Genomic DNA, 25,383 nt, shown 5'->3' with positions numbered 1-25,383 from the left:
ACCGGTCCCTTAAAGGCCAGTGTGCTCAATAGCGATAGTGGTCCGGCTTATAGGGGCCTTCAACGGGCACGCCGATATAGTCAGCCTGATCCTGGGAGAGGGTCGTCAGTTTCGCGCCGATCTTGGTGAGATGGAGCCTGGCAACCTCTTCGTCGAGCTTCTTGGGCAACACATAGACCTTGTTCTCATACTCACCTGAGCGGGTGAAGAACTCGATCTGCGCCAAAACCTGATTGGAGAAGGAGTTGGACATCACAAAGCTGGGATGTCCGGTGGCGCAGCCCAGGTTGACCAGTCGTCCTTCCGCCAGCAGGATGATCCGCTTGCCATCGGGAAAGATGACGTGATGCACCTGGGGTTTGATCTCTTCCCACTGGTAGTCACGGATACCGGCAATATCGATCTCATTGTCGAAGTGGCCGATATTGCAGACGATCGACTGGTCCTTCATGGCAGCCATGTGATCATGGGTGATGATATTGAAGTTACCGGTGGTGGTGACGAAGATATCCGCCTGTGGTGCAGCCTCTTCCATGGTGACCACACGATAACCCTCCATCGCCGCCTGTAAGGCGCATATCGGATCGATCTCCGTGACCCAGACCGTCGCCCCCAGACCACGCAGAGACTGGGCACAGCCCTTGCCTACATCCCCATAGCCGGCTACCAGTGCGATCTTTCCGGCAATCATCACATCGGTTGCCCGTTTGATGCCGTCCACCAGAGACTCACGGCAGCCATAGAGGTTGTCGAATTTCGACTTGGTCACCGAATCGTTGACGTTCATGGCGGGAAACAGCAGGGTACCCTGTTCCATCATCTGGTAGAGGCGATGCACGCCGGTGGTGGTCTCTTCGGTAACGCCTTTGATCGATTCAGCCATCCGGTGATAGCGCTTGGGGTCCTCCTCCAGGCTGCGTTTGAGCACGCCGAGGATCACCTGCCACTCTTCCGCATCGTCCGCCTTGGGTTCGGGTACGGCGCCCGCGTCGGCGTATTCGACTCCTTTGTGTACCAGCAGGGTGGCGTCGCCGCCATCATCGAGGATCATGTTCGGCGATTCGCCGTCCGGCCAGTTGAGTACCTGTTCGGTACACCACCAGTACTCTTCCAGGGATTCGCCTTTCCAGGCGTAGACCGGAATGCCCTGGGCGGCGATTGCCGCCGCCGCATGGTCCTGGGTGGAGAAGATGTTGCAGGAACACCAACGCACCTGGGCGCCCAACGCAACCAGGGTTTCGATCAGCACAGCGGTCTGTATGGTCATGTGCAGGGAGCCGGTAATGCGCGCGCCTTTGAGGGGTTGTTCGGCGGCATACTTTTCGCGGATTGCCATCAGACCGGGCATCTCTGTCTCGGCAATGGCAATCTCCCGGCGGCCGAAATCGGCCAGTGAAATATCAGCTACTTTGTAGTCGGTGAACTCACTCATGGTAGTCATCTCCTGAATATCGTGAGTGAGCGCGGTTTGTCATGTTGTTTCAACCTTCATGCCGAGCCTGGCGGAATCGAATCCGTTGCAGCGCTCCTCGGCATGGAAGCTCTAAAGTCTACTCTCTGGTTAGAGTTTTGCGTCCGCTCGCAGCGCTTCCGCCTTATCGGTGTTCTCCCAGGTAAAACCTTCATCCTCACGGCCGAAGTGGCCGTAGGCGGCGGTTTTGCGGTATTTGATCGTGTCGCTGTTCAACAGATCGAGCATTTTCAGAATACCGTAAGGTCTGAGGTCGAAATGTTGACGCACCAGAGCGGAGATCGCCTCATCCGCTATCTTGCCGGTACCGAAGGTCTCGACCATGATCGAGGTGGGTTCTGCCACACCGATCGCATAGGAGATCTGGATTTCACAGCGCTCGGCCAGTCCGGCGGCGACGATGTTCTTGGCCACATAGCGGCCCGCATAGGCGGCAGAGCGGTCGACTTTTGAGGGATCCTTGCCGGAGAAGGCGCCGCCGCCGTGTCTGGCGGCACCACCATAGGTATCGACGATGATCTTACGCCCGGTGAGGCCACAGTCGCCCACCGGACCACCGATCACGAAGCTGCCGGTCGGGTTGATGTGGATCTTCTCCTGAGGGCATCTGTCGAGCCACTCCTTGGGCAGCACAGGCTGGATGATGTTCTCCATCACCGCTTCCTGCAGCTGTTTGTAGTCGATATCCGGATCGTGCTGGGTTGAGAGCACCACCGCACCGATACCGCTGACTTTGCCATCTTCATACTGCAGGGTCACTTGGCTTTTGGCATCGGGGCGCAACCAGGGGAGTATGCCCGACTTACGGATCTGCGACTGCCGTTTCACCAGCCGCTGGGCATAGGTGATGGGGGCGGGCATCAAGACATCGGTCTCATTGGTGGCATAGCCGAACATCATTCCCTGGTCACCGGCACCCTGTTCTTCCGGTGCAGCCCGGTCGACGCCCTGGGCAATGTTGGCCGACTGTTTGCCGATGAGAGACATAACGGCACAGGTTGAACCATCAAAACCCACATCGGAACTGGTGTAACCGATATCACAAACCACCTCTCTGACCAGGTCGTCCAGGTCGATCCACGCCTCGGTGGTAATCTCTCCGGCAACGATAACCGCACCGGTCTTGATCAGTGTTTCACAGGCCACACGAGCTCGATCCGGATGGGGATCCTGGGCCAGGATCGCATCCAGCATGGCGTCCGATATCTGATCAGCAACCTTGTCCGGGTGTCCTTCAGAGACAGATTCCGAGGTGAAAATAAACTCTTTACTCATGGTATTCCTGATAATTTGTATGTCATAGGTACCACCGACTTGATGATACATCTATAGATTGACGGCCAACGCTCAGCGAAACGGGATTTTACACACCAGCTCGCTTTTTGCATAATGCCCCACCCCGATTCAATTCAATGTATTGTGTGAAATAATAATGGTATCCCTACAGACGCCGATTTGTGACTTTGATGCTGAGGCCCCGGATTTCCAACTCCCCGGAGTTGATGGCAAGACCTGGTCCCTGCAACAATGCGCCGGAGAGAAAGGACTGCTGGTGATGTTTATCTGTAACCACTGCCCCTATGTGAAGGCGGTGATCGACAGAATTATCAGGGATACCAAGGAGTTGGCAGCGCTGGGTGTGAACGCTGTGGCAATTATGTCGAACGATCCCACCGATTATGCGGAAGACTCATTCGAGAACATGCGCCTGGTCTCGGAGCGGTTGGGTTTTCCCTTTCCCTACCTGATTGACGAAACTCAGCAGGTTGCCAAGGCCTATGGTGCGGTATGTACCCCCGATTTCTTTGGCTACAACGCCGACCTGAAACTGCAATATCGGGGCAGACTGGATGAAAGTAAGAAGGAAGCGGCAGACCCAAATGTGCGTCGTGACCTCTTTGAAGCGATGAAGCAGGTTGCCGAGTCGGGCCGAGGACCTCAGGATCAGATACCCAGTATGGGCTGTTCCATTAAGTGGTGTGAAGAGCCAACTTCATGAATTTACTTGAAAATTGAAGGTGTAGCCCATTCCATCAAGCCAGCTTATCGGCCATTAAAGCAAGCTGCTTTGCTCTGTGGTTGCTGCTTGGGTCAGAATAGCGAACCTTTGCCCGAGCGGGTTAACCATTGCCGTATGCGAAAAGGGGACGGCATAACCAGGTACGCAAGGGTTGATAAACAAAGAATTTAGCGGATTTCCGCCTAGTTAAGTCGTAAAGGACTTAGAAACAGATTAACAAATCATTAATAAATCAGGAGGGGTCAATGTCCTCACGCAGAGAACTCGCCAATGCCATTCGTGCCCTGAGTATGGATGCTGTGCAACAAGCCAATTCAGGTCATCCAGGTGCGCCCATGGGTATGGCCGATATTGCCGAAGTACTGTGGAACAGCCACCTGAAACACAATCCGGCCAATCCGGATTGGGCTGATCGCGACCGTTTCATTCTGTCGAACGGCCATGGTTCGATGCTGATCTATTCGCTGCTGCACCTCACAGGTTACGAGCTGAGCATCGATGATCTTAAGAATTTCCGTCAGTTGCATTCGAAAACACCCGGTCATCCGGAGTATGGCTACGCACCTGGCGTGGAGACCACCACCGGTCCGCTGGGACAGGGCATCACCAACGGTGTTGGTATGGCTCTGGCCGAGAAGACTCTGGCGGCACAGTTCAACAAGCCCGGACATGATATCGTCGACCACTTCACCTACGTGTTCCTGGGCGACGGTTGCATGATGGAAGGCATCTCGCACGAGTCCTGCTCATTGGCCGGTACCCTCGGTCTGGGCAAACTGGTCGCTTTCTGGGACGACAACGGTATCAGTATCGATGGTGAGACCGAAGGTTGGTTCACCGACGATACACCGGCACGATTCGAGTCTTACGGCTGGCAGGTGATCCGTGATGTGGACGGCCATGATGCGGACGCCATCAACCAGGCCATCGAAGCGGCCAAGGCTGAAGGTGACAAGCCAAGCCTGATCTGCTGCAAGACCACCATCGGTTTCGGTTCACCCAACCTGGCTGGCAGTCACGACTGTCACGGCGCCCCATTGGGTGCTGACGAGATTGTCGCTACCCGGGAGAAGCTTGGATGGGCACACGATGCCTTCGTGATTCCTGAGGATATCTATGCCGATTGGAGTGCAAAGAGCTCCGGTGCGGAAGCTGAGTCTGGCTGGAACGACAAGTTTACCGCCTATCAGGCTGCTTTTCCCGAGCTGGCTGCTGAATTCAAGCGTCGTATGAGCGGTGATCTGCCGGACAACTGGGAAGCCGAGGCGGCCAAGTTCATCGCTGAGGTGAATGGCAAGGCGGAATCCCCGGCGACACGTAAAGCCTCGCAGAACGCCCTCAACGGCTATGGTCCTCTGCTGCCGGAATTCCTCGGTGGTTCAGCTGACCTGACGCCTTCGAACCTGACCGCCTGGTCCGGCTCCAAGTCGATTACCGACGGCAATGTGGATGGTAACTACCTCTCTTACGGTGTACGTGAGTTCGGTATGTCGGCAATCATGAACGGTGTGGCGCTGCATGGTGGTTTCATCCCTTACGGCGGCACCTTCCTGATGTTCTCCGAGTATGCCCGTAACGCCCTGCGTATGGCGGCGCTGATGAAGATCCAGTCGATCTTTGTCTATACTCACGACTCCATCGGTCTGGGTGAGGATGGACCTACCCATCAGCCGGTCGAACAGATCCCAACCCTGCGTATGGTGCCGAACATGGACCTCTGGCGTCCTTGTGACGCGGTGGAAACCGCTGTGGCCTGGAAAGCGGCCGTAGAGAAAAGCACTGGTCCTACCTGCCTGATCTTCTCGCGTCAGGGTCTGGCCCATCAGGATCGTACCGATGCGCAGATCGCGGATATCGCCAAGGGCGGGTATGTGATCGCCGATTGTGACGGTACACCGGACGCAATCGTCATCGCCACCGGCTCTGAAGTTGATCTTGCGGTCAAGGCGGCAGCCGAGTCCGACAAGCAGGTTCGGGTTGTTTCCATGCCCAATACCAAAGCCTTCGATGAGCAGGATGCAGCCTACAAAGAGTCTGTTCTGCCTGCGGCGGTAACCGCGCGTGTGGCAGTGGAAGCTGCTGTGACCGATGCCTGGTACAAATATGTTGGTATCAATGGCAAGGTTATTGGAATCGATCACTTCGGTGAGTCGGCACCTGCGGGCGAACTGTTCAAAGAGTTCGGTTTCACAGCTGAGAATGTGCTCGCTGCGATCAACGAAGTGACCGCTTAATGATTGATGGCTGGGAGGCGCCTGATAGGCGCCTCCCAGCAACACTGACAAATGACAATTCTATATATGTATAACGGAGAATCGCTATGACTATCAAAGTAGGTATCAACGGTTTTGGCCGCATCGGCCGTATGGCATTCCGTGCTATCGCAAAAGACTTCCCTGGTATTGAAGTCGTCGGCATCAACGACCTGCTGGAACCTGATTATCTGGCCTACATGCTGAAGTACGATTCAGTCCATGGCAATTTCGATGGTGATATTTCTGTCGATGGCAGTAACATGGTTGTAAACGGCAAAAAGATTCGCCTCACCGCTGAGCGCGATCCAGCTGATCTGAAATGGGATGAGATCGGTGCTGATCTGGTCATCGAGTGTACCGGTTTCTTCCTCACTGGTGAGACCTGTCAGAAGCACATCGACGCGGGCGCCAAAAAAGTCGTACAGAGTGCGCCTTCCAAAGATGACACCCCGATGTTCGTGTATGGCGTAAATCACAACAACTACGATGGACAGGCGATTGTTTCAGCCGCCTCTTGTACCACCAACTGTCTGGCGCCTGTGGCTAAAGTGCTGAATGACAAGTGGGGCATCAAGCGTGGCCTGATGTCTACCGTACATGCAGCAACTGCTACCCAGAAGACTGTTGACGGTCCTTCCATGAAAGACTGGCGCGGTGGTCGCGGTATCCTGGAAAATATCATTCCTTCCTCTACCGGTGCTGCCAAAGCGGTTGGTAAGGTACTGCCTGAGCTGAACGGTAAACTGACCGGCATGGCATTCCGCGTACCGACCTCCGATGTCTCTGTTGTCGACCTGACTGTCGAACTGAACAGTGGCGCCAGCTACGATGACATCTGTGCTGCCATGAAAGCGGCTTCCGAGTCTGGTGATCTGGCCGGTGTGCTGGCTTACACCGAAGATAAAGTTGTTTCCACCGATTTCCGTGGTTGCTCCAATCCTTCAATCTTCGATTCCGGCGCCGGTATCGCACTGGATGATACTTTCGTCAAAGTTGTCTCCTGGTACGACAACGAGTATGGCTACACCTGCAACATGCTGCGCATGGTTGAGCACGTCTCTAAGTAAGTGCTGATCTTCACAGGGCAGGTTCAATCCTGCCCTGTGACTCCACTGCGTGAGTCATGAGTTATGTATTTTTTTGCAGCTTTGTAATCTGCAACAACAAAATCCATAACTCAGAATTCACATTTTAAAATTACAATCGAAGCAGGAGTCTGTTATGTCATTTATCAAGCTGACCGATCTTGATCTTGCCGGCAAGCGCGTATTGATCCGCGCTGATCTCAATGTGCCAGTTAAAGACGGTAAGGTAACTTCGGATGCACGTATCACGGCTTCCATGCCGACCATCGAACACTGCGCCAAAGCCGGTGCGAAAGTGATGGTGATGTCACATCGTGGCAGGCCGGAAGAGGGCGTCTATTCAGAAGAGAACTCGATGGCGCCGATTGCCGATGACATGTCTGCAAAACTGGGTGGCACAGTTCGTCTGATCAAAGAGTATCTGGATGGTGGTTTCGACGTGGCGGAAGGTGAGGTTGTGCTGCTCGAGAACGTCCGTTTCAATGCCGGTGAGAAGAAGGATAACGAAGCGCTGGCACAGAAATATGCCGCCCTGTGTGATGTCTATGTCATGGATGCATTCGGTACCGCCCATCGCGCCCAGGCCTCTACCCATGGTGCTGGCAAGTTTGCCCCGGTTGCCTGTGCCGGGCTGTTGCTCGCCGATGAGCTGGACAATCTGGCGAAGGCGCTGGCCAATCCGGCCCGTCCGATGGTGGCAATCGTCGGTGGATCCAAGGTTTCAACCAAGCTGACCGTGCTGGAAGCGCTGTCAGAAAAGGTCGATCAGCTGGTAGTGGGTGGCGGTATCGCCAATACCTTCCTCAAGGCCACCGGACACAATGTGGGTAAGTCCCTGTGTGAAGATGATCTGGTACCCACCGCTCAGGCTCTGATCGAAAAGATGAAAGAGCGTGGCGCCATTATACCAATCGCAACTGATGTGGTGGTCGGCAAAAACTTTGCCGAAGAGGAGCCTGCAGTACTCAAGCCTGCCGGTGAGGTTGCTGATGATGAAATGATTTTCGATATCGGTCCTGACAGTGCCAATGAGCTGGCTGAGATCATCAAACAGGCTGGAACCATTGTCTGGAATGGTCCTGTCGGGGTATTCGAATTCGATCAATTCGGTGAAGGCACCAAGACCGTCTCCATGGCGATCGCGGATTCCGATGGCTTCTCCCTGGCGGGCGGCGGCGACACCATCGCAGCTATTCAGAAATACGACATCTATAACAAAGTCTCCTACATCTCAACCGCTGGTGGCGCCTTCCTCGAGTATCTGGAAGGTAAAACCCTGCCTGCGGTGGCGATGCTGGAAGCTTGCGCGGCCAAGTGATCTATGTCCACTGACCAGAGGTCGGACAGGGGTCCGGCCCAAGACAACGTGCAGCAAGCATGTAATTGGATAGGTATGCCTAGAAGAACCAAAATTGTAGCAACCCTGGGTCCGGCAACGGATGACCCAAAGGTTCTCGACAAGCTCATACACGCCGGGGTGGATATCGTTCGCCTCAACCTTTCACACGATGCTCACGACTCGCAAAGACAACGTGCGGAACGGATTCGTAACCGGGCCCGTGCCTGTGGTCGTCAAATCGGTGTGTTGGCGGATCTTCAGGGGCCGAAAATCCGTATCGGCAAATTCAAGAACGGCTATACCGAACTGGAAGAGAACGGCCAATTCATCCTCGATGCGTCGCTGCCGCTGGATGCGGGTGATGACGAACGGGTGGGGCTGACCTATCCGGAACTGATCAATGATGTCTCCCGTGGTGATACCCTGTTGCTCGACGACGGTGCTGTTGAGCTCTGGGTCTCTGAGGTTACCGACAAAGAGGTCCATTGCAAAGTGGTGGTTGGCGGCAAGCTCTCCAACAACAAAGGGATCAACAAACAAGGCGGTGGACTTTCAGCACCCGCACTGACCGACAAGGATCGGGCGGATATCCTGTTTGCCGCTGAGATCGACGTGGATTATCTCGCTGTCTCTTTCGTTCGTAATGCGGATGATGTGATTGAGGCGCGCCGCCTTCTGGAGGAGGCGGGTGGTAATGGCGGTATCGTAGCCAAGGTTGAGCGCGCTGAGGCGCTGGACTGCATTGAAGAGATTATCCAGGCTTCGGATGTGATCATGGTTGCCCGTGGTGACCTGGGTGTTGAGATCGGTGATGCCGAACTGCCAGCTGTGCAGAAAGAGATGATCAAAAAGGCCCGGGAGATGAACTCGGTGGTGATCACAGCGACGCAGATGATGCAGTCGATGATCGAGAATCCGATCCCCACCCGTGCTGAAGTGTTTGATGTTGCCAACGCAGTGATCGATGGCACAGATGCAGTTATGCTCTCCGCCGAAACCTCGGTCGGCAAGTATCCACATAAAGTGATCAAGGCAATGGACCGGGTGTGTGTCGAAGCTGAGAAGCACCAGCTTGCACGGCGCTCAAGTCACAGACTCGACAGCGTCTTCGGCCGGGTGGATGAGGCCATCGCCATGTCCACCATGTACACCGCCAATCACCTTGGGGTGAAAGCGATTGCCGCACTGACCGAATCCGGCTCGACAGTAAAATGGATGTCCAGAATCAGTTCCGACATTCCGATCTATGCATTGACCCGACATGTACGTACCCGACGTAAAGTGACACTCTATCGCGGTGTCTATCCGGTCAGCTTCGATGTGGCCAGCACTGACATTGCCCAGGTCAATGAAGAGGTGATCGACGAGTTGCTGCGCCGTGGAGAGGTCAGAGAGAATGATCTTGTGATCATCACCAAGGGCGACCGCTCCGGTGTGGAAGGCCAAACCAATATCATGAAAGTAATGCGTGTCGGCGAGCATGTGCTGGCCGACAAAAATAAAGATTGAAGTCACCACCAATGGGTGGTGATTAAGTTGTAACGAGTATATATAAACAAACCAAGGAGGCTATCATGGCTCTGATTTCCCTGCGCCAACTACTCGACCATGCCGCGGAGCACGGCTATGGTCTGCCTGCGTTCAATGTTAATAACATGGAGCAGGTGCATGCCATCATGCAGGCAGCTGATGCCGTCAACAGTCCGGTCATTCTGCAAGGTTCTGCGGGCGCCCGGTCTTACGCAGGTGAACCCTTCCTGCGTCATCTGATCATTGCTGCAACCGAAATGTATCCTCACATTCCTGTTTGTATGCATCAGGATCACGGTACCTCACCATCCGTCTGTCTGCGTTCGATTCAGTCAGGCTTCTCATCGGTGATGATGGACGGCTCCCTGATGACCGACGGTAAGACCCCTTCCAGCTACGAATACAATGTGGATACCACAGCCAAGGTGGTCGATATTGCCCACGCCGGCGGTGTTTCCGTTGAGGGTGAGCTGGGTTGTCTCGGTTCCCTGGAAACCGGTCAGGCCGGTGAAGAGGATGGTATCGGTGCGGAAGGTACCCTGGACCACAGTCAGCTGCTGACTGATCCTGATGAAGCGGCGGATTTCGTCAAGAAGACCGGTGTGGATGCCCTGGCAATCGCAATCGGTACTTCCCACGGCGCCTACAAGTTCACCCGTCCGCCAACAGGGGATATCCTGGCCATCGATCGGGTCAAAGAGATCCACGCACGTATTCCGGATACCCATCTGGTAATGCATGGCTCCTCATCTGTACCGCAGGACTGGCTGGCCATCATCAATGAGTATGGTGGTGATATGGGTGAGACCTATGGTGTGCCGGTTGAAGAGATCGTCGAAGGTATCAAGCATGGTGTGCGTAAGGTCAACATCGACACCGACCTGCGTATGGCCTCTACCGGCTCGATTCGTAAGCACCTCAATGACAACAAGTCCAACTTCGATCCACGCAAGTTCCTGAAAGAGGCCACCAAGGCGATGTCGGATATCTGTAAGGCACGTTATGAAGCCTTCGGTTCTGCCGGGATGGCGGAGAAGATCACTCCGATCTCTCTCGAGAACATGCAGGTTCGCTACGAAAGTGGTGAACTCGATCCGAAAATCAACTGATTTGGTTTTCGGTTAGCCGTTGATTCGGTAGATGATAAAGGGGCCATTCGGCCCCTTTATTTTTTCTGCCGGAATCATCACCAGGGGATGGCCCGGTTGTGCGGCCTACATCAGTCCTTCAAGTTCCAGTGCTTTTTTCAGTCGATTGGGATTGAATCCCTCGAATTTTTGATTGCCGACCAGGATCAGCGGTACGCTTTTACCACCGATCTCAAAAAACTTTTTCTGGATCTTGCCGGGTTTGGCCACATTGAAGTCTAGAAAGGGTACGTTGTTTCGTTTCAGCCAACGCTTTAAATGGAGACAATGGGGGCACCTCAACGTAGTGTAGATCACTACCCGGGCTGCTTTGTTATAATCTTTTGTCATATCCTCAGAAGTGTATAAGCTCAATCTGGTCTTGCCTAATATTATTTTCGACTGAAGTATTCTATCTGTCCTGGTCGATCATTCATCGACTGGAATCAGTGGCACAGTGTGTGCGACTGAACTGATGAGAAGGTATAAGATTGATCAATGAATCGCCGTGGTCAATACAATACGGCATATCAAAATTGAGTCGCTTCATATAGCTGCAGTAATCCGCTCTGAACCTGTCAGAGTGCTCATGGTTAAAGCTCATATCTTAGCTTAAATTATAGATCCAAAATACGAATTGGATTCTTGAAGCGTAGTCTTTGATTGATAAGTCTCAACTCTTTCTCAGGATAACAGCCTTGTAGCGTTACATGGCTGCCTACAGTCTGATAACTCTGCGGCATCTAGACTGACCCGGGTAGTTCGTGTAGCGGATTGGTCGGGTGATATCCGCAGTTATCAAAGCCAGGCGATTGTCGGCTGAATCCAAATCTATTTACCGGTCAGGCGTGTTTCTGCCTCACGGTACTTTTCAGCGGTTTTGTCGATGACCTCCTGGGGCAGTTCAGGGCCCGGCGGGGTCTTATCCCAATCCAGGGTCTCCAGGTAATCTCTGACAAACTGTTTATCGAAGCTGACCGGACTGGTTCCGGGGCGATAGCTGTCTGCCGGCCAGAATCTCGATGAATCCGGTGTCAGTGCCTCATCGATCAAATGCAACTGTCCATCATCATCCAGACCGAACTCAAATTTGGTATCGGCAATGATGATGCCTTTGCTCAACGCGTAGTCGGCCGCCTGGGTATAGATGCTCAGACTGGTCTCCTTCACTTGTGCCGCCAGCTCACGGCCAAGCAGATTTTCAGTCTGGCTGAAATCGATGTTTTCATCGTGATCCCCCACATCCGCTTTTGTGGATGGGGTGAAGATGGCTTCGGGTAGACGGTCCGCCTGCTGCAGACCGGTGGGCAGGGGGATGCCGCAGACCGATTGATTGAGTTGGTAATCCTTCCAACCGGAGCCGATCAGGTAACCCCGTACGATCGCTTCGATCGGCAGCGGCTTGAGCTTGCGCACGATCATGTATCTGTCACCCAGACTGTTGCGCTGATCCGGGTTTGCCAGGATGTCAGAAAGCTGCAGTTTCGCCAGATGGTTTGGAATCAATGACTCGGTTCGCTGAAACCAGAAATTAGCCACCCGGGTGAGGACCTCGCCTTTGCCGGGGATGGGTTGTGGCAGGACCACATCGAATGCTGATAGACGGTCACTGGTGACGATCAACAGATGCTGATCATCCACCTCATAGATATCACGTACTTTGCCACGATTGAGCAGCTTCAGGTCCAGGTTTGATTCGAAAAGGGTATGGCTATCAGTCGTCATGGGTTGTAACCGGCAGAGGCAAAGGGCCATTATACCCATGATCGGACAGGAAACTCATGCTGGTAATACCGGTGCGGGCCTCCCCGTGGGTAAGATACCTGGCCATCGTCCGCTTTGATGCGGAGTTTCCATTCTCTTAGTGGTGTGGTGATGAACGAACAGGATAATTTTTTAAAGGCCTTCAAAGGCAGTTTCACTTCCGCGTTGCGTTGGCATCAGCTGGATACTCTTTGGCAGGTGTTGAGAGACGATGCCGCCGGGGGTTGGTATGTCTATGCGGTTGGCGAACCGCCACCCGAGGTTCCCTCTGATGAATCGAGGTTGCTGACATTCGTCGAAAGCATCGATGAGTTGTTGCGACGTGAGCATAATGAGGAGTACTGCGGTATCGTCTATGCGGATGATCTGCAACAACCGTCATTCATCAAGATCTATGATCCGAACAATCTCGGCGTCTCATGCGGCTACAGTGACAATCCACCTCTGCCTGGCTGGGTGTTGAGCAAGATCCGGCCGGTCGATCTGCCGGCGGTGGCGATGCCCAACAACCGCAAACGCTGGTGGCATTCGTTATGGAAGAGCGAGGCTTGAATGGAATTCTGAATTACCTTGGTTTCCCTTGGGTTTTAACCGGATCAATCGTGTTAGACTGACAAAAACCAAGTTAAATAGTAGGTAATAGCCGACATGAGTGAAACCACCCAACAGAATAGCGCTGTTTCAATCGATGACCGTCTAGCAATCACCCGGGGGGTGATGAATCTGTTCGACAACTGGGGGCTGCATAGTGAAGAGATGATGTCGCTCCTGGATATCAACGGCAAGGCGCGCCAGATGGCGCAATATCGACATAACAAGGCCTTTCCCGAAAGCCCGGAAATGATGAAGCGGATCGACTATCTGGTCAGAATCAATGATGCGTTGCGTACCACCTATCCGACCAATCCGAGCATGGGCAAGCGCTGGTTGCGTCAACGCAACCATCTGTTCAATCAGCGTACGCCATTATCCATGATGATGGGGGATGGAGAGCAGGGGATGGTCTATGTACTGTCGAGACTGGATTGTACATTTGCCTGGGATCAGAGTGGATCTACGCCCAGTTGATGTTTTTGTTGAAGTCCGCAAATGAAAGCAAATAAGTGTCGCAAATTGTCATCGTGTTTGGGGTTGTATTAGCCCTACAAATAAACATGCCCTGTGATTATTTTGAGGCTATTGGCGGTTCCTGGCGTTAATTTACGGACTTTACAATTACCCCGCTGCCGCCTCTTCCCGGCGTGCCAGCCAGACCTCGATGCCCTGGGCGTCCAGGTCCAGATCCATGGCCATCAGCTCAAGGCTTTTGTCAGCTGCGAGGGTGTTGCCATTCTGCTCTAGCTTTTGCAGCAACCACTTCTGTAGCGCGCGCTCTATCTCACTTTTTCTTTGCTCTCCCGGTTCCTCTACTGCGGCCAGCGCAATGGTGGTGAACTCCTGCAGATGCTGACGCAGTTGTCCGACCAGTTTCTCTGGTTCACTGACTTCACCGAAGTGGGTGAGGTAGAGTTTTTCTGGCTTCAGCTCCATCAATCGGTCCAGGGTCTCATACCAGGCGTCCGGATCGAGTTGGATTGGTGTGGTGGTGGGTACGATAAAGGGACCCTGTGTGCCGCTGAGTTCGGGATAGGAGAGCCCGAAGGTGTCACCGGTGAACAGGCCGCGGCTCTGTTCATCGAAAATGCAGATGTGGTGACGCGCGTGTCCCGGGGTGTCGAGACAGAGCAGTTCCCGATTGCCGAAGTGGCAACGAAAGCCATCCGGCGCCTGGATGACCCGCTCTTCCGGGATCGGGATCAATTGACCGAACTGCTTTTCGAACGCTTCTTCACCGTAGACGGCTGTTGCGCCGGCGATCAACTTCGAGGGATCGATCAGATGCTTGGCCCCGTAAGGATGAATCACCAGAGAGGCATTCGGCAGTTGGCTCATCAGACTACCCGCTCCCCCGGCATGGTCCAGATGCACATGGGTGGGGATCACATATCGGACCTGTGAAGGGGAGATCCCTTTCTGTTCCAGCACCGCCATCAATTGGGGCACACTGTTACTGGTGCCGGTGTCGATGAAGGCCGCTTCCCCTTCGGATTCGAGCAGATAGCAGGCAGCCAGCCCCTGGCGCTGGTAGAAGGTATCGATGCAGGTGATCTGTTGGGCGTATTCCAGGGTGCGCGGATTCGGCATTAGTTGTCACTCTCACTGATCTTATCTTCGGCACCGGAGATAAGATTGGTTATGTTGGAACGGTGGCGCCAAAACAGGATGACGCTGATCAGGATTTGCATCACTATCAGCTCTGGGGCAGGCCAGATCAACCATACGATAAATGGTGCCAATGCCATCGAGATCAGGGCGGATAGTGAGGAGATGTTGACCACCTTGGCGATAAACAGCCAGACCAGAGCAACCGCCAGGCCCACTCCCCAGTGCAGTCCAAACTGGACACCAAGTGCGGTGGCAACCCCCTTACCCCCTTTGAAGCTGAAAAACACCGGGTAGAGGTGGCCGAGAAATGCGGCCAATCCGGTCAGTGCGAGGAACAGGGGTGGGGCATCGAACAGATGGGCAATCAGCATCGGGATCAATCCCTTGATCATATCCCCGAAGAGGGTGATGGCGGCTGCCTTTTTGCCACCGATTCGCAGCACATTGGTGGCCCCTGGATTATTGGAACCCTGGCTGCGGGGATCGGGCAGACCCATTAGGCGACAAACGATGATGGCACTGGAGATCGAACCGAGCAGATAGGCGATAACAACGATAGTAGAGTGGATAATCATGGGTGCATTGGAACCTCTGGCAGCGGGTCAGGTCAAGCCGGGGGTTTGTTCTTGATCAATACTCATCTACTATGACTGTTTTCAAAATAGTGGTTGTTGAGTTATGGATATCGTCTTCATTCGTGATCTTCGCATTGAAACCGTCATCGGTATCTACGACTGGGAAAGGGAGATCACCCAAACGGTGGTATTTGACCTGGAGATGGGGGCCGATATCAAAAGGGCAGCGGAGTCGGATGCCATTGAGGATGCGTTGGATTACAAAGCGGTCAGCAAGCGTCTGGTCTCCTTTGTACGGGAGAGTAAGTTCCAGCTGGTCGAGACTCTGGCAGAGCGTTGTGCCGACATCGTCCTCGACGAATTCAACGTGCCTTGGGTGAGGTTGACCCTGAACAAGATCGGTGCCGTGAGTATGGCCCGGGATGTGGGTGTGATCATCGAGAGAAGCCGGAGTGACTGACACCGCTCGGGTCAGGGCCTGGCTAAGTCTTGGTAGCAATCAGTCACCACGCAGATACCTTCCCAGTGCCATAGCTGATTTGCGCGAGAGTTTTGGCAATCTGACCATTTCAACCGTGTATGAGAGTGAGGCGGTGGGATTTACCGGAGAGAACTTCCTCAACCTGGTGGTCGGCATCCACACCAGCTTATCGGTAGAGGCTGTGAATCGCCGATTGAAAGAGATTGAAACCCGTCATGGTCGGGTGCGCAATGAAGAGCGGTTTGCGGCCAGGACTTTGGATATCGACCTGCTGACCTATGGCGATCAGATTATTGAGGGTGATGGCATCCGTTTGCCCAGAGATGAGATTTTACGTTATGCCTTCGTTTTGCTGCCCCTCTCGGAAGTGGCCAGTGATGAGATTCACCCTGAGGAGGGTAAGAGCTATCAGCAGCTGTGGCAGGGTTTTGATCGCTCCGCACAGGCATTGTGGCCGGTAGTGCTGGAACTGGAGAGAGAGGATCGGGCACCAGGGGGATAAACGCCTCAGCCTAAGCGACAGGGCTGGTTGATATGGGAAAGTCGGGGAGTTTTCTCTCCCCCAATAAAAAAACCCCGGCACCCGCTCCTTGGGCACCAGGATCTTGTGTCGCACTGATTGGTTGGCAAATGGTATCAGTCCAATACATCCGTGTTCATGTGCACCAATCCGTGGCATCCTTCTCTGCGACGGTTAAAGTCTAAGTGAATAACCCTGGTTAAGATGCAGGTTTGTTCTCATTTTAAGGTAGGATTTTTCTGACATCGATTGAGTCTCTCTCTTGATTCCCCCTTATCTATTTTGAAACAATCCCCCCCTCGCATACCACTTGGGCCAGAGTGTGCCCTACAGACCATGAGGAAAAACCCATGCCGCTGATCAGAGCTTTTCCCGGACTTCGTCCTGCCGAGGGTCGTGCCGCCGATGTTGCCGCACCGCCATATGATGTCATGAACGAGGCGGAAGCTCGGCAGATGGCAGAGGGTCGGGAGTGGAGCTTCCTGCATATCTCCAGGCCTGAGATCGACCTGCCACAGGGGACAGATCCGTATGCACCTGAGGTCTATCAAAAAGCGGCCGAGAATCTTGCCAGGATGCAGCAGGATGGGGTTCTGATCCGCGATACCAAGCCCTGTTACTATGTCTATCGCCTGACCATGGGGGAGCATGTTCAGACCGGACTCGCTGCAGCGGCCTCGGTCGCCGCCTATGACCAGAACCGGATCAAGAAGCATGAGTTCACCCGTCCGGCGAAAGAGGATGACCGGGTGCGTCAGGTGGATGCACTGAATGCTCAGACCGGGCCGGTGTTTCTTGTCTACCCAAGTGCCCCTGAGGTCGACCAGATACTGAGTCAGGTTTCCCAGGCCCAGCCGGCAATGGATGTCACCGCTGCGGATCAGGTTCGTCACGAGATCTGGGTGTTGGATGATGATGCGACAGTGGCCCGTCTGACCGAGCTGTTCGATGCCATGGATGCCCTCTATGTGGCAGATGGGCACCACCGTTCGGCCGCAGGTTCGAGGGTTGGCGCATCGCGCAAAGAGGCCAACCCAAACCACAGTGGTGATGAGTCATACAACTACTTTCTGAGTGTCATCTTTCCCCACAATCAGATGCAGATTCTGGACTACAACCGGGTGGTCAAGGATCTCAATGGACTCGATAAAGAGACATTTCTCGCCAGTCTTGAGAGCGATTTTCAAGTCGTGCCAAGCGAGCAGCCGGTGAAGCCGGCACAACCGGCCGAGTTCGGTATGTACCTGGATAAACAGTGGTACCGGCTGACGCTCAATCCGGACAAGGTGCCGACGGATGATCCGGTGGCCCGGCTCGATGTCAGCCTGCTGGCCAGCTACCTGATCGAACCGGTGCTCGGCATCAGCGATCCCCGACGGGATGCGCGGATCGATTTCGTCGGCGGTATCCGCGGCCTGGCCGGGCTGGAGAAACGGGTCGACTCCGGAGAGATGGCCGTCGCTTTCTCTCTCTACCCCACCCGAATGGAAGATCTGATGGCTGTCGCCGATGCCGATGAAGTGATGCCGCCCAAGTCGACCTGGTTCGAACCCAAGCTGGCGGATGGCCTGGTCAGTCATGTGCTCGACTGAAATCCAACAGAGTTGATAGGCCCTAGCGACAGAGATGGTCACCACCAACAGCAGTCTGCCTGAAGGCGAGTCAATCGATAATCCGGCCATTGATCGTTGGCTGGAGATGCTGCCTGATGAGTTCGACGCAGATGACCGGGACTACTTCCGGGGGGCTGCCGAGATCGCTCTACAGGTTCAATCGAACCTTCAGGCTGTCGGCGAGCGCCAGCTACGTCACTCCCTGAGTGTGGCGGAGATTCTCGCTCAACTGCACATGGACCGGGAGACTGTTGCCGCGGCCATGTTGCTTGGGGTGTTGAATGATCCACAACTCAGCCTTGATAAGTTAGAGCGGAAAGTCGGCATCAGCACCGCGAAGATGGTTGACGATCTGGGGCGAATCGGTGCTCTGACCGATAGCTCCCGTGAGATTACCAAGGAAGAGGAGCAGCAACATGCAGAAAATCTGCGTCGTCTGCTGCTGGGCATCGCTGAGGATGTACGGGTCATCCTGGTGGTGGTTGCAGAGCAGCTGCAACTGATGCGCACCGCCCGGAATCTCGCCCCAGAACAGCGCCGGCGAGTGGCCAAAGAGACCCAGGATATCTACGCTCCGTTGGCCAACCGGCTGGGTATCTGGCAGGTCAAATGGGAGCTGGAGGATCTGGCGCTGCGTTTTCTCCACCCCGACGATTACAAGCGTATCGCCAGCCAGCTGGATGGGCGCCGCAGCGATCGTGAACAGTTCATCAAAGAGGTCATGGAGCTGCTCAAGGAGAAGTTTCTTGCAGCCGGTGTTCATGCGGAAATCAGTGGTCGTCCGAAACATATCTTCAGTATCTGGAAAAAGATGCAACGCAAGGCGGTCGATATCGAACAGATTTTCGATCTGCGGGCGGTGCGGGTACTGGTGGATGACATAGCCCAATGCTATGCGGCGCTGGGTGTGGTGCATGGGCTGTGGAAACATATCCCCGGTGAGTTCGATGACTACATCGCCACACCGAAGGCCAATCTCTACCGTTCGATTCACACCGCAGTGATCGGTCCGGAAGAGAAGACTCTCGAAGTTCAGATCCGAACCCGGGACATGCACCACCATGCGGAGTTGGGGGTCGCGGCCCACTGGCGTTACAAGGAGGATGCCAAGCAGGATAAGGATTTTGAACGGCGCATCGTCTGGATGCGGCAGTGGCTGGAGAAGAAGGATTTTGGCGAGCAGACCGACGGACTGCAGGACGCCTTCGATCAGGAGATGGAAGCGACCCGCATCTATGTATTGACGCCGATGGGCAAGGTGGTCGAGCTGCCGAAGAACTCGACACCGCTCGATTTTGCCTATGCGATCCACACCGACATCGGCCATACCTGTCGCGGTGCCAGGGTCGACGGCCATATCGTACAGCTGAACCGGGCGCTGCGCAGTGGCGAGACGGTTGAGGTCCTGACAGCTAAGAATGGCACGCCAAGCCGTGACTGGATCAATCCGCATCTGGGTTATCTGCACAGCTCAAAGGCGAGAAACCGGGTCAAGCAGTGGTTCAAACAGCTCGACTACGAACACCATGTGGAGCTGGGGCGCTCAGCGCTGGAGCGGGAGATGACCCGGCTCTCGATCAGTGAAAAACCGGATCTGGAGAAGGTGGCCGCGAAATATAACCTGCAGCATGGTGAGGATGTCTATGCGGCCATCGGCCGCGGTGATCTGTCGCCAATCCAGGTCGCTGGTTTTGGTGGCCGGGAGAAGCCGGCGCCCCGTTCCAGGGCGATTCCCGATTCGAGCAAGTCATCGGGGGTGGCCAAGGGGGAAGTGGTGGTTGCCGGGGTAGACGACCTGATGACCACGATCGCCCGCTGCTGCAAACCCGTCCCCTACGATGCCATCATCGGCTATGTCACCCGTGGGCGCGGGGTTACCGTTCACCGTCGCGATTGTCCCAATGTGCGGGCGATGCCTGAGGATGAACAGGACCGGCTGGTGGCGGTGCACTGGAGCGATGAACAGCAGGAGACTCAGTATGCGGTGGACTTCATGGTCACCGCGAGTGACAGAAAAGGATTGCTCAGGGATATCTCAGCGGTCCTCACCAATGAGAATATCGATGTGATTGGCGTCAATACCAACAGTGACCGAAAGACCGATACTGCAACCATGCGTTTCACCATAGAGGTCAAGGATATGAATCAGTTGAGCCGGGTATTGTCCAAGATCGAGCAGTTGCAGGATATCAACCTGGTTAAACGATTGCTGTGAGCTCTGACCTGGAAATCCGGTGTGGTGTCTCATACTGATCATGCACAATTGCCAGTCCGCTCCAGCAGGTCTAAACTAACGCACTGTAATTTTATGTGTTTTCCTCGAAACCGGTATCACCATACCCTATTGCGAACCACCAGATTTGACTAACCAAGTGACAAAAACCAATCTTTTGAATCTCGATCTGCAAGAGATGGAGCGTTTTTTTATGGCGCTCGGCTCGAAGGCATTTCATGGTCGCAATGTATTCAAATGGATCCATAAGCATGGTGTTGTGGATTTCAATGCCATGACCGATATCTCGAAACGTCTGCGGGAACAGTTGCAGCAGGTGGCGGAGATCACGATCCCCCGGTTGGCACTGGAACAGCCGGCACAGGACGGTACCCGCAAATGGCTGCTCGAACTGGAGGACGGTCAGCGCATCGAAACCGTCTATATACCGGATAATGGACGCAGCACCATCTGTGTCTCCTCCCAGGTCGGCTGTGCCCTGGATTGCTCCTTCTGCTCCACCGCCAGACAGGGGTTCAATCGCAACCTTACAGTGGCTGAAATCATCGGCCAGGTCTGGGTGGCGGCCCGTGAACTGGGTGAGCCGCCAAGCAATATCGTGATGATGGGCATGGGTGAGCCGCTGGCCAACCTGGAAGCGGTGATCACCGCCATGAATATCATGCAGGATGATCTGGCCTATATGGTCTCCAAATACCGGGTGACCGTCAGTACCTCCGGCATCGTACCCGGTCTGAAACGTCTCAGGGAGGTCTGTGACATCAGTCTGGCGGTCTCCCTGCATGCACCGGACAATGCCTTGCGCGATCAGCTGGTACCGATCAACCGCAAGTATCCCCTGGAGGAGTTGATCCCGGCCTGTCGTGAATTCGTGCGTGGGGATAAGCGGCGCAAGGTGACCTGGGAGTATGTCATGCTGGATGGGGTGAATGACTCCCTGGCCCATGCCAAGGCCTTGATCCGGCTGCTGGAAGGGACCCCCTCCAAAGTCAACCTGATTCCATTCAATCCATTCCCGGGTACCGAATACCAGGTCTCGCCTGCAGATCGTGTTGAAGCCTTCCGGATGCGTCTGAAACGTTCCGGTATTATCGCCACAACCCGTAAAACCCGGGGTGATGATATCGATGCGGCCTGTGGACAGTTGGTCGGTAAGGTCAAGGACCGCAGCAGTCGACAGTTGCGTTTTGAGCGGCTGGATAGTCTCAAACAAGGTGTTTCATGAAATCAATCTCTGCTTGCCAGGTGATCTTTACCTCCCTCCTTGTATTGCTGCTGTCAGGTTGCGCCACACAACAGAAGAGTGCAGATACCACCGGCAGTCTGGGGCGGGAGAAGCGTAACAGCCCGGCCAAGATCTATGTGGATATGGGTATCGAATATATGCGTGACGGCCAATCCGCGGTGGCTTTGAAAAAGCTCAAGAAAGCGATCAAGGTCGATGATGATTATCCCCAGGCACACAACGTGATCGCCATTCTCTATGAGCGACTGGGCAATCAACAGCTGGCCGGAGTTCACTATGAAGAGGCGATCAAGCTGGATGGTCAAGATCCCTATATCCGCAATGCCCGGGGCAGTTTCTACTGTAAGCAGGGCAGATTGAAGGATGCGGAGTTCGATTTTCAGCAGGCTCTGGCCAATCCGCTCTATCCCACACCCTGGGTGGCGCTGACCAATGCGGGGCTCTGTCGGGAACGTGCCGGTGACCAGTCGAAGGCGGAAAACTACTATCGTCGGGCATTGACGGTCAATCCGAAATACGCCACAGCCCTTTATCAGATGGCGGAGCTGTCACTGGAACAGAAAAAGGACCTGTCCGCTCGTGCTTATCTGGAGCGCTACCACGGTGAGACCAGACCCTCTGCTGCCTCTCTTTTGCTCGGTATAAAGATTGAGAAGAGACTCAAGGATTTGGCCAAAGCTGACGAATACAAAGGCAAGTTATTCGCCGAATTTCCTGATGCGCCAGAGATACAGATGCTCTACCAAGCTGAAGAAGTGCAATGAACCAAGCCGAGAATGACGATCAGGATAAAGCTGTATCTGCTTCCGAGCAGGGACCTGGTTCACTACTGAAAAAGGCCCGCGAGCGACAGAGCATGAGTGCCGCGTCCGTGGCAGCCCAACTCCATCTCCAATCCAATATCGTTGATGCCCTCGAGCGGGACGATTACGACAGCCTGCCAGGGCCTGTGTTCGTGCAAGGCTATCTCAGGAACTATGCCCGCTTGGTCGGTCTGCAAGAGGATGCTGTTGTCGCTGCCTATCAGCGACTCTTTCCGGAGATCGAGGAGCAGACGATCCTGAACAAACCTGAGCGTGGTGAGAGCAAAGCCATGCACAGCAGTCATGGATTGATGCGTCTGGTAACCTGGGGCATTGTCATCGTTCTGGGGGCGTTGCTCTTTTTCTGGTGGCAGACAAGGGCCGAACTGGAACCGCCTGAACCTTTTCCGGTCACTGAGGAGAGTCAGCCGCAGGATATGCCAATGGCGGAGCAGCCGGCTGATATCGATAGGCAGCTCGATTCGGTGGATGGACAACAAGATGAGCCGCTTCCCCTGGAGGAGCCCCTGCCTGAGGATGAGGAGATGGCTGCCTCCCCGCAGAACGAACTCTTGCAGGAGCCGGTAGCTGCCGATCTTCTACCCCAACAATCGACCCCGACGCCAGAATCGGATGAGTCCCAATCTGAACCTGAGGTGGTGGAACCGGAAGCCGCACGGATTGAGCCTGTCGCTGTTGTTGAAGAGACGCCTGCTCCACTCGAGAGCCGCTCAAAGTCACTGCTGTTCAGCTTCGAGGGCCCCTGCTGGACTGAGGTCAGAAGCCTGGATGGGAAAGCCCGGATCATTGGTGAGATGCGGAGTGGCTCCAAACGACGGCTGAGCAGCGAATATGGTCCGTTCAATGTCGTGTTGGGGGATGCCGCGGCAGTGACCCTGACGATTGACGGACAGCCCTTCGATCTCACCCCGTTCACTCGCGGCAAAGTGGCCCGCTTCACCCTGGATCCCGATCAGCTGTAGCCGTTTATGCGGATAACCCTCTGCGACGGTTTCACTGAGTGGCGCAGATTCGATGAGTCGCTCAGCTGGCGACCGATGGTTTGCTGCCCCACAGATTTCACGCATTAGTATGAGACAGTACACCAGGCCAAGATAACATGTTAATCTTGCCTGCTTTTATCCATATTTTTGAGTAGAAATGGCAAAGCAGATCCAGGCCATCCGCGGGATGAAGGACATCCTGCCCCAGCAGACCCCTGTCTGGCAGTTTCTCGAAGATCGGGTGCGCTCGGTATTGAACCGCTATGGGTATGCGGAAATCCGTATGCCGATTGTCGAGATGACCGACCTTTTCAAGCGCTCCATCGGTGAGGTGACCGATATCGTGGAGAAGGAGATGTATACCTTCGAGGACCGCAATGGGGACAGTCTTACCCTGCGTCCGGAGGGCACGGCCGGATGTGTGCGCGCCGGGCTGGAGCATGGCCTGATCTTCAATCAGACCCAGAGACTCTGGTATCAGGGTCCGATGTTTCGACATGAACGCCCGCAGAAGGGGCGTTATCGCCAGTTTCATCAGATCGGGGTTGAGAGCTTCGGTATGAGTGGGCCGGATATCGATCTTGAGCTGATTCTGATCACCGCCAGGATCTGGCGTGAGCTGGGTCTGCAGGATCTTCAGCTGCAGATCAACACCCTGGGAACATCGGCTGAACGGGCAGCGTATCGGGATCAGCTGGTCGACTACTTCAAACAGCATCTGGAACTACTGGATGAGGACAGCAATCGCAGGCTGGAGAGCAATCCGTTGCGGATTCTCGACAGTAAAAACCCCGCCATGACGGAGCTGATCGCCCAGGCGCCAACCCTGATGCAGCACCTGGGGGATGATTCGCTTGCCCACTATCAGGCGATCTGCCAGGGACTGGATGATGCCGGAGTGACGTATGTGGAAAACCCCCGGCTGGTACGCGGCCTGGATTACTACAGCCGCACCGTGTTCGAATGGATCACCGACGCCTTGGGCGCCCAGGGTACGGTATGCGCCGGCGGTCGCTATGATGGTCTGGTGAAACAGCTGGGAGGCAGAGAGACCCCGGCGGTGGGATTTGCGATGGGGCTGGAGCGGCTGATCGCGTTGCTGGAAGAGACCGATGTGATGGAACGTCTGGCGGTTCCTGACGTCTATCTGGTGACCCTTGGGCAGGCTCCTGAACGGGAGGGTGTCAAGCTGGCGGAACAGCTGCGGGATCGTCTGCCCACACTGCGACTGATCAGTCATTGCGGTGGTGGCGGTTTCAAGAGTCAGCTGAAAAAGGCGGATAAGAGTCAGGCCCGTTTTGCCCTGATTCTGGGCGAGGATGAGCTGCAGAAGCAGCAGATCATTTTGAAGCCGCTACGCGGTGGTGAACAGAGCCAGATTGGAATATCAGAACTTGAGTCGACCCTTGCTGAGTTACTTGCCCGGTAATCAGTAAGCGCGACATATAATCATTAATCAAATGACTTTAATGGGTTAGAGCATTATGAGTACATATCAGACCGAAGAAGAACAGGTCGAGGCCATAAAACGCTGGTGGAAAGAGAATGGCACCTCGGTAATCGCCGGCTTGGTGATTGGGCTGGGTGGCGTGTTCGGCTGGCAGGCCTGGGGTACCTACCAGGATCGTGTCGGTGCCGAGGCCTCCACGGCATTCAGCCAGCTGGTTGGTGCGGTACAGCGTGGCGACAGTCAGTCGGCAAGCAAACAGGCTGAACTGCTGAAAGAGAATTTTGAAGGCAGCAGCTACGCCACTTTTGCCGCGCTTTCGGAAGCTCGGTTGCATATGGAAGCCGGGGAGAGCGATCTGGCAAAGCAGAAGCTGAATGGAATTATTCAGCAGGGTAAAGTGCCCGCGCTGACCCAGATGGCACAACTCAGTCTGGCGAGAATCCTGCTGAATGAGGGTGATCTGGCCGGTGCCGAACAGCAGGTGGATGTTACCAGCGGCAGTTTCGCTGGAGAATTCGCCGTGGTACGCGGGGATATCGCCCATGCAAAAGGAGATCTCGAAGGGGCTGCAGCGGCCTATACCGAAGCGATGACCCATGAGGTCAATGATCGTTCACTGCTGCAGATGAAGCTCGACGATCTGGCCGTTGCCAAACCCTGAA

Annotated in this window: 23 protein-coding genes and 1 riboswitch; of the genes, 17 read left to right on the top strand and 6 right to left on the bottom strand. The window is 54.7% G+C overall.

The window, feature by feature from the left end; all coding sequences use genetic code 11:
- Window positions 1–25: 25 nt before the first annotated feature.
- Together ahcY and metK are read right to left on the bottom strand one after the other, a co-directional pair.
- Window positions 26–1,432 (bottom strand): adenosylhomocysteinase, encoded by a 1,407-nt coding sequence (gene ahcY, locus A3193_RS11770; protein ID WP_069014946.1) that lies wholly within the window; start codon window positions 1,430–1,432, stop codon window positions 26–28.
- A 20-nt stretch (window positions 1,433–1,452) separates the two neighbouring features.
- Window positions 1,453–1,537, bottom strand: a riboswitch (S-adenosyl-L-homocysteine riboswitch).
- 24 nt (window positions 1,538–1,561) lie between these two features.
- Window positions 1,562–2,746: a methionine adenosyltransferase gene (gene metK, locus A3193_RS11765; RefSeq protein WP_069014944.1), complete on the bottom strand. Its 1,185-nt coding sequence runs from the start codon at window positions 2,744–2,746 to the stop codon at window positions 1,562–1,564.
- Window positions 2,747–2,903: 157 nt separating this feature from the next.
- On the opposite strand from metK, the gene A3193_RS11760 reads away from it, so the two are divergent.
- The 6 genes from A3193_RS11760 to fba all read left to right on the top strand — a co-directional run bounded on the left by A3193_RS11760 (window position 2,904) and on the right by fba (window position 10,809).
- A complete protein-coding gene (locus A3193_RS11760) occupies window positions 2,904–3,470 on the top strand; it encodes a thioredoxin family protein (RefSeq protein ID WP_069014942.1) in 567 nt (188 codons plus the stop codon).
- Between the two features lie 266 nt (window positions 3,471–3,736).
- The gene (gene tkt, locus A3193_RS11755; protein ID WP_069014940.1) at window positions 3,737–5,725 is read left to right on the top strand and encodes a transketolase; all 1,989 of its coding nucleotides are present in this window, start codon (window positions 3,737–3,739) and stop codon (window positions 5,723–5,725) included.
- 86 nt (window positions 5,726–5,811) lie between these two features.
- Window positions 5,812–6,813, top strand: coding sequence for a type I glyceraldehyde-3-phosphate dehydrogenase (gene gap, locus A3193_RS11750; protein WP_069006287.1), 1,002 nt, complete (start codon window positions 5,812–5,814; stop codon window positions 6,811–6,813).
- Window positions 6,814–6,967: 154 nt separating this feature from the next.
- The gene (locus A3193_RS11745; protein WP_069014938.1) at window positions 6,968–8,149 is read left to right on the top strand and encodes a phosphoglycerate kinase; all 1,182 of its coding nucleotides are present in this window, start codon (window positions 6,968–6,970) and stop codon (window positions 8,147–8,149) included.
- 75 nt (window positions 8,150–8,224) lie between these two features.
- A complete protein-coding gene (gene pyk / locus A3193_RS11740; RefSeq protein ID WP_069006285.1) occupies window positions 8,225–9,679 on the top strand; it encodes a pyruvate kinase in 1,455 nt (484 codons plus the stop codon).
- Window positions 9,680–9,744: 65 nt separating this feature from the next.
- Window positions 9,745–10,809 carry a class II fructose-bisphosphate aldolase gene (gene fba, locus A3193_RS11735; RefSeq protein ID WP_069006284.1) on the top strand — a complete coding sequence of 355 codons (1,065 nt, stop codon included), beginning with the start codon at window positions 9,745–9,747 and terminating at the stop codon, window positions 10,807–10,809.
- 105 nt (window positions 10,810–10,914) lie between these two features.
- On the opposite strand, the gene A3193_RS11730 is transcribed toward fba, so the two are convergent.
- A complete protein-coding gene (locus A3193_RS11730) occupies window positions 10,915–11,178 on the bottom strand; it encodes a glutaredoxin family protein (protein WP_069006283.1) in 264 nt (87 codons plus the stop codon).
- A 480-nt stretch (window positions 11,179–11,658) separates the two neighbouring features.
- Complete coding sequence (locus A3193_RS11725) at window positions 11,659–12,552, bottom strand: phosphoribosylaminoimidazolesuccinocarboxamide synthase (RefSeq protein ID WP_069014936.1); 894 nt, start codon at window positions 12,550–12,552, stop codon at window positions 11,659–11,661.
- 150 nt (window positions 12,553–12,702) lie between these two features.
- Between A3193_RS11725 and A3193_RS11720 the strand changes: the two genes are divergently transcribed.
- Both A3193_RS11720 and A3193_RS11715 read left to right on the top strand, forming a co-directional pair.
- A complete protein-coding gene (locus A3193_RS11720) occupies window positions 12,703–13,143 on the top strand; it encodes a hypothetical protein (RefSeq protein WP_069006281.1) in 441 nt (146 codons plus the stop codon).
- 96 nt (window positions 13,144–13,239) lie between these two features.
- Window positions 13,240–13,659: an MbcA/ParS/Xre antitoxin family protein gene (locus A3193_RS11715; RefSeq protein ID WP_069006280.1), complete on the top strand. Its 420-nt coding sequence runs from the start codon at window positions 13,240–13,242 to the stop codon at window positions 13,657–13,659.
- A 147-nt stretch (window positions 13,660–13,806) separates the two neighbouring features.
- Here the strand turns inward: A3193_RS11715 and A3193_RS11710 are convergent, their stop codons facing one another.
- Together A3193_RS11710 and plsY are read right to left on the bottom strand one after the other, a co-directional pair.
- Window positions 13,807–14,775 (bottom strand): MBL fold metallo-hydrolase, encoded by a 969-nt coding sequence (locus A3193_RS11710; protein WP_069006279.1) that lies wholly within the window; start codon window positions 14,773–14,775, stop codon window positions 13,807–13,809.
- Window positions 14,775–15,371 (bottom strand): glycerol-3-phosphate 1-O-acyltransferase PlsY, encoded by a 597-nt coding sequence (gene plsY, locus A3193_RS11705; protein ID WP_069006278.1) that lies wholly within the window; start codon window positions 15,369–15,371, stop codon window positions 14,775–14,777. Before plsY ends, A3193_RS11710 begins: the two co-directional genes overlap by 1 nt.
- Window positions 15,372–15,474: 103 nt before the next feature.
- Here plsY and folB point away from each other — a divergent pair, with 103 nt between their 5' ends.
- The 9 genes from folB to A3193_RS11660 all read left to right on the top strand — a co-directional run bounded on the left by folB (window position 15,475) and on the right by A3193_RS11660 (window position 25,382).
- Window positions 15,475–15,831: a dihydroneopterin aldolase gene (folB, locus tag A3193_RS11700; RefSeq protein WP_069006277.1), complete on the top strand. Its 357-nt coding sequence runs from the start codon at window positions 15,475–15,477 to the stop codon at window positions 15,829–15,831.
- On the top strand, window positions 15,824–16,354 hold the full coding sequence (folK, locus tag A3193_RS11695; protein WP_069006276.1) for a 2-amino-4-hydroxy-6-hydroxymethyldihydropteridine diphosphokinase: 531 nt from the start codon (window positions 15,824–15,826) through the stop codon (window positions 16,352–16,354). The genes folB and folK overlap by 8 nt, the downstream gene beginning before the upstream one ends.
- 368 nt (window positions 16,355–16,722) lie before the next feature.
- Complete coding sequence (locus tag A3193_RS11690; RefSeq protein WP_069006275.1) at window positions 16,723–17,964, top strand: DUF1015 domain-containing protein; 1,242 nt, start codon at window positions 16,723–16,725, stop codon at window positions 17,962–17,964.
- Window positions 17,965–17,998: 34 nt separating this feature from the next.
- Window positions 17,999–20,200, top strand: coding sequence for a RelA/SpoT family protein (locus tag A3193_RS11685; RefSeq protein ID WP_069014934.1), 2,202 nt, complete (start codon window positions 17,999–18,001; stop codon window positions 20,198–20,200).
- A 157-nt stretch (window positions 20,201–20,357) separates the two neighbouring features.
- On the top strand, window positions 20,358–21,443 hold the full coding sequence (gene rlmN / locus A3193_RS11680) for a dual-specificity RNA methyltransferase RlmN (protein ID WP_268804197.1): 1,086 nt from the start codon (window positions 20,358–20,360) through the stop codon (window positions 21,441–21,443).
- Window positions 21,440–22,228 carry a type IV pilus biogenesis/stability protein PilW gene (pilW, locus tag A3193_RS11675; protein ID WP_069006273.1) on the top strand — a complete coding sequence of 263 codons (789 nt, stop codon included), beginning with the start codon at window positions 21,440–21,442 and terminating at the stop codon, window positions 22,226–22,228. The genes rlmN and pilW overlap by 4 nt, the downstream gene beginning before the upstream one ends.
- Window positions 22,225–23,250: a RodZ domain-containing protein gene (locus tag A3193_RS11670; RefSeq protein WP_069014932.1), complete on the top strand. Its 1,026-nt coding sequence runs from the start codon at window positions 22,225–22,227 to the stop codon at window positions 23,248–23,250. The genes pilW and A3193_RS11670 overlap by 4 nt, the downstream gene beginning before the upstream one ends.
- A 178-nt stretch (window positions 23,251–23,428) precedes the next feature.
- Entirely contained in the window at window positions 23,429–24,700 is a 1,272-nt protein-coding gene (hisS, locus tag A3193_RS11665; RefSeq protein WP_069006271.1) for a histidine--tRNA ligase, read from the top strand.
- A gap of 55 nt (window positions 24,701–24,755) precedes the next feature.
- On the top strand, window positions 24,756–25,382 hold the full coding sequence (locus A3193_RS11660; protein WP_069006270.1) for a YfgM family protein: 627 nt from the start codon (window positions 24,756–24,758) through the stop codon (window positions 25,380–25,382).
- The last annotated feature ends 1 nt before the right edge of the window (window position 25,383 follow it).

The organism is Candidatus Thiodiazotropha endoloripes (genome assembly GCF_001708965.1).
Lineage (GTDB): Bacteria > Pseudomonadota > Gammaproteobacteria > Chromatiales > Chromatiaceae > Thiodiazotropha > Thiodiazotropha endoloripes.
This window is presented reverse-complemented; position numbering and strand designations above follow the sequence as displayed.